This window comes from Bacillus sp. JJ722 (assembly GCF_036963345.1).
GTDB lineage: Bacteria > Bacillota > Bacilli > Bacillales > DSM-1321 > Bacillus_AD.
In genome coordinates, this window is sequence record NZ_JBALMO010000126.1 from 2695 (window position 1) to 10116 (window position 7422).

8 protein-coding genes are annotated in these 7422 nt (G+C 35.8%); 5 read left to right on the plus strand and 3 right to left on the minus strand.

The features are described from left to right. Positions 1–49 precede the first annotated feature (49 nt). The gene (locus V7014_RS15905) at positions 50–223 is read right to left on the minus strand and encodes a hypothetical protein (RefSeq protein ID WP_335508416.1); all 174 of its coding nucleotides are present in this window, start codon (positions 221–223) and stop codon (positions 50–52) included. 35 nt (positions 224–258) lie between these two features. Between V7014_RS15905 and V7014_RS15910 the strand changes: the two genes are divergently transcribed. The 4 genes from V7014_RS15910 (at position 259) to V7014_RS15925 (ending at position 4191) form a co-directional block, all read left to right on the plus strand. Then, positions 259–966 (plus strand): TrkA C-terminal domain-containing protein, encoded by a 708-nt coding sequence (locus V7014_RS15910; RefSeq protein ID WP_438824927.1) that lies wholly within the window; start codon positions 259–261, stop codon positions 964–966. A 290-nt stretch (positions 967–1256) separates the two neighbouring features. After that, entirely contained in the window at positions 1257–2456 is a 1200-nt protein-coding gene (locus V7014_RS15915; RefSeq protein ID WP_335508418.1) for a quaternary amine ABC transporter ATP-binding protein, read from the plus strand. Next, positions 2449–3300 carry an ABC transporter permease gene (locus V7014_RS15920; protein ID WP_335508419.1) on the plus strand — a complete coding sequence of 284 codons (852 nt, stop codon included), beginning with the start codon at positions 2449–2451 and terminating at the stop codon, positions 3298–3300. Before V7014_RS15915 ends, V7014_RS15920 begins: the two co-directional genes overlap by 8 nt. 12 nt (positions 3301–3312) lie before the next feature. After that, the gene (locus V7014_RS15925; RefSeq protein ID WP_335508420.1) at positions 3313–4191 is read left to right on the plus strand and encodes a glycine betaine ABC transporter substrate-binding protein; all 879 of its coding nucleotides are present in this window, start codon (positions 3313–3315) and stop codon (positions 4189–4191) included. Positions 4192–4289: 98 nt separating this feature from the next. Here the strand turns inward: V7014_RS15925 and V7014_RS15930 are convergent, their stop codons facing one another. After that, the gene (locus V7014_RS15930) at positions 4290–5075 is read right to left on the minus strand and encodes an enoyl-CoA hydratase-related protein (RefSeq protein ID WP_335508421.1); all 786 of its coding nucleotides are present in this window, start codon (positions 5073–5075) and stop codon (positions 4290–4292) included. A gap of 127 nt (positions 5076–5202) precedes the next feature. Then, positions 5203–5766, minus strand: a complete 564-nt coding sequence (locus tag V7014_RS15935) for a GNAT family N-acetyltransferase (protein ID WP_335508422.1) — start codon at positions 5764–5766, stop codon at positions 5203–5205. Positions 5767–6035: 269 nt separating this feature from the next. Between V7014_RS15935 and V7014_RS15940 the strand changes: the two genes are divergently transcribed. Then, positions 6036–7124 carry an NAD(P)-dependent alcohol dehydrogenase gene (locus V7014_RS15940; protein WP_335508423.1) on the plus strand — a complete coding sequence of 363 codons (1089 nt, stop codon included), beginning with the start codon at positions 6036–6038 and terminating at the stop codon, positions 7122–7124. Positions 7125–7422: the final 298 nt, after the last annotated feature.

Below are 7422 nucleotides of genomic sequence, written 5' to 3' on the forward strand. Positions count from 1 at the left end.
CAGTTTGAACGGGATAAAAGAAAACTTTGTTAGGAGGGGAAACATTGTTCTATATCCCCTCCCTAACAATAGTTGTTTTAGCTTCATAAATCCCCCCTATTACTAAAGCCCTCCACCATTTTTTAGAAGCTTCCGAAACTATTTCAGCATATGCTATACTCAATATATTAAATATGCCTCTACTTAATTTGGTTGAAGGCATATTTATACGTGGTTTAAGCATCTATTGTTTTTTATTAGAAAGGGAAAAAATTAGATATGGACATGAACAAGAAAGTTACAATGAAGCAACCTAAATATCAGAAAATTGCAGTAGACATTGCAGCAAAAATTGTTGAAAAAAAATACACTATAGGTGAAAAAATATATGCCCGCTCATCACTTGCAAGTCAGTATGGTGTTTCCTCTGAAACTGCTAGACGAGCAATTGCAGTATTGCAAGATTTAGAAATTGTAGACACAACAAAAGGAAGCGGTGTCCTCATTAAATCTTACGAAAAAGCAGCACAGTTTGTTCATCAATTCCAAGATGTTCAATCTATACATGAATTACAATTTGAATTACAGGCTAGCATTGATAAACAATATGAGGAGCTCCATAATTTACAAGAAACAACAAAGCTATTAATTAATCGGACAGAGAGATTTCGATCCATCAATCCTTTTATTCCGTTTCAAATTGAAATAAGTGAATCTTGCCCTTACATTCATCAAACCATTCAGGAAGTTAACTTCTGGCAAAATACATCCGCAACAATCGTAGGCATAAGAAGAGATGGTGAGATATCATTATCTCCAGGTCCTTATGCTTCATTTGAGCCTAAAGATATCATTTATTTTATTGGCAACGATACTTGTCTGGAACGAGTAAATAATTTCTTATATCCCCATAAGAAAAGTGAAAGCGCCTCGATCATCGACGTACGTACTGGAGGGAATTCGACTGAGATAAAGGAAACACGATGAGCTGATAAGCGAATCGATGTTGACTTATCGTAGGGAGAAGGCCTGAAGTACGCTAGTCGATAGGCGCTGGAACTAGACACTTGTCCAAGTTCAAAAAACTTAAACTTTCTTTATCTTTGAAAAAAAGCGTGTGAACATTGCAATTGCAATGTTCACACGCTTTTTTTCATATGCTTTAGCCATTTGACAAAATCAACAACCTTTTGTTACCGTTAAGTTGTTACTTGTTTATTTTTGCATACCATAGACATTATTAACAAAAACATAAACTGCAAGGGGGCAAACTTTTTTTGGGTAAGATTAGAGTAGAGAATGTTACAAAAATTTTCGGCAAACAAATTAATGCTGCACTTAATTTAGTCGAAAAACAAAAAAGTAAAACAGAGATATTAAAACAAACAGGAGCAACTGTTGGAGTTTATGATGTAAGTTTCACTGTCAATGAAGGTGAGATTTTTGTCATCATGGGTTTATCTGGTAGCGGGAAATCAACATTAGTTCGTTTGTTAAATCGATTAATAGAACCAACTAGTGGAAGCATTTTTATTGATGGTGAAAATATTTCTACAGTAGGTAAAGATGCATTACGAAAAATTCGAAGAGAAAAAATGAGCATGGTTTTCCAAAATTTTGGACTCTTCCCGCATCGAACACTTTTGCAAAACACAGAGTTTGGTTTAGAAATACGAGGAATTTCTAAGGAAGAACGCCGATTGAAAGCAGAAAAGGCTTTAGATAATTCAGGTTTACTTGCATACAAAGATCAATATCCAAGCCAATTATCTGGAGGTATGCAGCAACGTGTTGGTCTTGCACGTGCATTAGCCAATGACCCTGAAGTGTTATTAATGGATGAAGCTTTTTCTGCGCTCGATCCTTTAATTCGTAAAGATATGCAAGATGAGTTGCTAGATTTACAACAGACTTTAAAAAAGACCATTATCTTTATAACACATGATTTAAATGAAGCACTTCGCATTGGAGACCGCATTGCGCTCATGAAAGACGGAAAAATAATGCAAATAGGCACCGGCGAAGAAATTTTAACGAATCCGGCAAATGATTATGTTAAGAGCTTTGTAGAGGATGTTGACCGCTCTAAAGTACTTACAGTAGAAAATGCGATGGTACGACCTATATCAGTCAACGTAGAACTTGATGGACCAAAAGTCGCGCTACAGAGAATGCGTGAAGAAGAGGTAAGTATTCTAATTGCAGTCGATAAAAAACGTCATTTAAAAGGTTATATTACAGCACAGGATGCATTACAAGCTTCCAAAAATGGACAAAAAACGATTTATAATATTGTACGAACTGATATTACATCCGTACCACCCAATATGTACATACAAGATGTCTTAGGAATGATCTACGACTCCCCTACTCCTATTGCGGTAGTGAAAGACGAGCGACTTTTAGGCGTGTTAATCCGAGGCGTCGTCATTGAAGCGCTTGCCGCTGGAAGTGAGGAGGTAAGTGTAAATGAGTAGTATACAAGGAATGCCAAAACTTCCAGTTGCTGAGTGGGTAGAAAATGCAATGGATTGGCTAACTAGTAATTTCTCCACGCTGTTTGATTTCATTCAAACTAACGGGCAAGCACTTATGAAAAGCGTAACTGAATTATTAATTTCAATTCCGCCGATTGTATTTATACTTCTCCTTGTCCTCATTTGCTTTTTTGCTTCCGGGAAAAAAATAGGTCTCTCTATTTTTTCATTAATAGGCTTGTTATTCATATTCAACCAAGGGCTCTGGGAAGAACTGATGAACACTTTAACGCTCGTTCTATTTTCAAGTGTTACTGCAGTGATTATTGGAATACCCTTTGGGATCTTAATGGCAAAGAACTCATATGCAGAAGGAATCATTAAACCGATTCTTGATTTTATGCAAACAATGCCCGGCTTTGTCTACTTAATACCAGCTGTTGCCTTTTTCGGAATTGGTGTAGTACCAGGTGTATTTGCCTCAGTCATCTTCTCTGTGCCTCCAACTGTTCGATTAACAAACCTAGCTATTCGACAAGTACCGAAAGAGTTAGTAGAGGCTGCTGATTCATATGGTAGTACCAGCTGGCAAAAATTATTTAAAGTAGAATTACCTTTAGCAAAATCGACAATTATGGCTGGTATCAATCAAACCGTCATGTTGTCCTTATCGATGGTTGTCATTGCATCAATGATTGGAGCCCCAGGACTAGGTCGAGAAGTGTTAACTGCACTTCAAAGAGCCCAAGTAGGAAATGGATTTGTGGCAGGTTTAGGTTTGGTTATCGTGGCAATTATTATCGATCGTTTAACACAAAATTTCAACAAAAAGAAAGATCATTGAAAGGAAGATTAGATGAAATTCAAAAAAATGAAGATTTTCAGCATACTAATTGGATTAAGCCTCCTTTTAACGGCCTGTAATTCAGGAGAAAAGGATAGTAAATCTGATTCTTCAAATGCAAAGGATGTTAATTTAGCATATGTTGAATGGGATACAGAAATAGCTTCTACACATATAATCGGGAAAGTACTTGAAGATTTAGGCTATAATGTAACATTAACACCTTTAGACAACGCTATTATGTGGGAATCCATTTCTAAAGGAGAAGCAGATGCTATGGTAGCGGGCTGGTTACCAAGTACCCATGCTGCTCAATACGAAGAATATAAAGATGATGTTGTTCATTTAGGTGAGAATTTAAAAGGTGCAAAAATTGGTTTGGTCGTTCCTACGTATATGAAGGTTGATTCAATTGAAGACTTAAAGAGTGAAGCTAATAAAACCATTACAGGCATTGAACCTGGCGCAGGTATTGTTGCTTCAACAGAAACTGCACTAAAAGAATATAAAAATTTAGCTTCATGGAATCTGTCAACTTCCTCCTCAGGTGCTATGACAGTCGCACTTGAACAAGCTATTAAAAACAAAGAAGAAATAGTTGTTACCGGTTGGTCACCACACTGGAAGTTCGCTTCTTATGACTTAAAATATTTAGATGATCCAAAAGGTATATTTGGTGGAGAGGAAACCATTAATACTTTTGTTCGTAAAGGATTAAAGGAAGACTTACCTGAAGTATATTCCGTACTAGATAATTTTTCTTGGACAACTGAAGATCTTGAATCCGTTATGCTAGAGATTGCTGATGGCACCGATCCAGAAGTAGCGGCAGAAAACTGGATTTCTGCCAACGAAGATAAAGTAGCGAAATGGACGGAAAATGCAAAATAAATTTGAGAATAATGTAAGTTAACTTAATCTAAAAAAGGAATCGTCCATTTGTATGAACGATTCCTTTTTTAATGAACTGTTTAATCTCAATGCTTATATTAAACTTCAGCTGTCGATTTATCATCCCAAACTGGTTTTCTTTTTTCAAAAAATGAACGAATTCCTTCCACTGCATCAGGATGTTTCGAATTGCGCACGATAACTTCTGTTGCATAGTTTAACGCTTGAAAATCTTCCATATTTAATTGTTGATAAAATTGTCTCTTACCAATCTCAATAATATTCAAACTTTGCTTCGTAACATCTCTTGCTAATTGATCTGTTTCTTCATCTAGCACTTCTGCAGATACAACTTTATTGACAAGACCGTTTTCTAACGCTTCTTGTGCAGGCATTAAATTACCCGTAAACAATAGTTCTGCAGCTTTCTTCCTTCCAACATTTCGACTCAAAAATACTGCTGGTGTGCTACAAAAAAGTCCACTATTAATACCAGGTACACCGAATTTAGCCTCTTCACTTGCAACAGCCAGATCACAAGCAGCAACTAACTGGCACCCTGCTGCTACGGCTACACCTTGAACTTTCGAAATCACTATTTGTGGGATTTCTCGAATCGTTCGCATAACGACTTGACATGCTTGAAACACTTCTGCTACACCTAGTTCAGAATTACTTTCTATTTCTCTTAAACTATGACCCGCACAAAATGCCTTCGTAGACCCTTCAATAATAACAACCTTGCACTCTCTCTTCTCTGCAATTTCGAGCAAAGTACTATTTAATTCTTTCAAAAGCTGTAATGAAAGCGAATTAAACTCTTTAGGGTTTTCCAATGTAATATAAGCAATCTCATCATTTTTCCTTACTGATAAAAATTCCATGCTAACACTCCTCATAATTTGATAGTATGAGTTATTTACCGAAGTGTTTATTGTTCTGAAATTTCTGAAATTACTCCATATCATTATTTTATCTCATTTTACAAAATATTGATATTCGTTCATTAAATCAGATACTAAATACTACAGATTGATCATTAGTATTTAGCTTCCAAATCATATGATCGCTTCCTTCCCCCCAGTAATTCTTTAATAAATAATCAGGTTTACCAAACTTCTTCTGCCAAATTTTCTGAGCATTCTTATATCCGCTATCCAGATAAAATTCTTTAATCCCCCTATTTTGCAAAATAAGAAACATTACATTTAATAGCAAGGTTCCTATCCCTTGTTTCTGATAATTTGGATGAACAAATACTGTCCCTACTTCTACTAACTCTTTCAATGCGCCATCTGTGCAAATACCAATCAATTCACTAACAGAACCATACTCAATACAACCAATTATTTTATTATCAATTTTATGTAAAGCTAATAAGAAATAACGCTTCTCACAATTACTTTCGAGATCCGATTGCAAATATTGTTTCTTCGTTTCAATTTCATTTTTCATATCATCAAGCATTTCAGATAAACCTTCTTTAGCATATGTATGCTCAATAACTTCACTGAAAAATTGAATTAACTCCTCCCTATCTTCCATTCTTGGTCTTCTGATTTCAATATTTTTCATATAATTTGCTCCTTCCATAAACAAAAAAAGTGGATGGGTCAAAAAGCTACCGATTGGATGATTTAAAAAATGACAAAATATTATATTATTTATACGCTAATCAAGGTGGATTATCTCCCCACTTTCCTAGCACATATTAAAATTGGTGATCTTATCTTTATTTATTAGTATACATGTTTTTGCACATTATAAAGATAGTTCGTTTTTTTCACCAAATATCGCAACATCGAATACAAGGAATTTAAAACTGATGGGAGGCTGTTCTTCAAATGAAAATTAAAGCTGCCGTTACATACGGTCAAGGACAAGAATTTAAAATTGAAGAAGTAGAATTAGCAGAACCAAAAGGAAATGAAGTACTAGTAAAAATCGTAGCATCAGGTGTTTGTCATACAGATGCAGTTGCCCGTGATGCTGCTCTTACTCCACTACCAGCTGTACTTGGACATGAAGGTTCAGGAATTGTTTTACGTGTTGGTGAAGGCGTTAAAGGTCTAGCAGAAGGTGACCATGTTGTACTTTCATTTGCACACTGCGGACATTGTGAAAACTGCTTAACTGGTCATCCGACTGTATGTAATACATTTGCTGAATTAAACTTTGGTGGAATTGCAGACGATAACACGCATCGTCTAAGCCAAAACGGAGAAAATTTATCGACTTTCTTCGGCCAATCTTCATTCGCTACTTATGCCATTGCCCACGAACGCAATGTTGTAAAAGTAGATGAGGAAGTTGATTTAGCATTACTTGGACCTTTAGGCTGCGGTATTCAAACTGGAGCAGGTACAGTATTAAACAAGCTTAAACCAGAATTCGGCTCATCAATCGCTGTATACGGTGCTGGAGCAGTTGGATTAAGTGCCATTATGGGTGCCAAAATTGTAGGATGTAAACATATCATTGCCGTTGATGTTCATGAGAACCGTTTGGAATTAGCAAAAGAACTTGGTGCAACTCACACATTTAACGGTTCAAAAGTAGATGTTGTGAAAGAAATAAAAGCGCTAACAAAAGGCGGTACGAAATATGCTGTAGATACAACTGGTGTACCTCCTGTTGTTCGTCAATGTTTACAAGCTTTACGTCCATTAGGTACAGCTGCAATCGTCGGTATAACGCCAGAGATGAATCTTGACGTTCACAATGATTTAATGATGGAAGGCAAAACAATGATGGGTGTAATCGAAGGTGACGCTGTTCCACGCGTGTTTATCCCAGAACTTGTTGAATTCTATAAAGCAGGAAAATTCCCATTCGATAAATTAGTAAAATTCTATGACTTCGACCAAATTAACGAAGCATTTGCAGATTCTAAAACAGGTGTGGCGATTAAGCCGATTGTAAGAATTCAATAATAAAAAAGATAAACAAAGTTCATTTTCGACAAAGTTCTAGGCTTAGGTTTCCCTAAGCCTTTCTTATGTTAGTGGATATAGTAACTTTTAATCGAAGGGCAACCTTTATTTNNATTAATGTCCTTCTAGCATTTTAAACACTAACAAGGAGTCTGCTTCAGATAATTCTCAGCAGTCTCTTTATTTTGGAAAACTTGAATCTATGAACCTGTTTCATAAATATAAACTTCATATAAATATAGGTGCAAAATATTCCCATTTAAGAAAAAAGAAAAAGCCTAAACCCTTGATACTACTA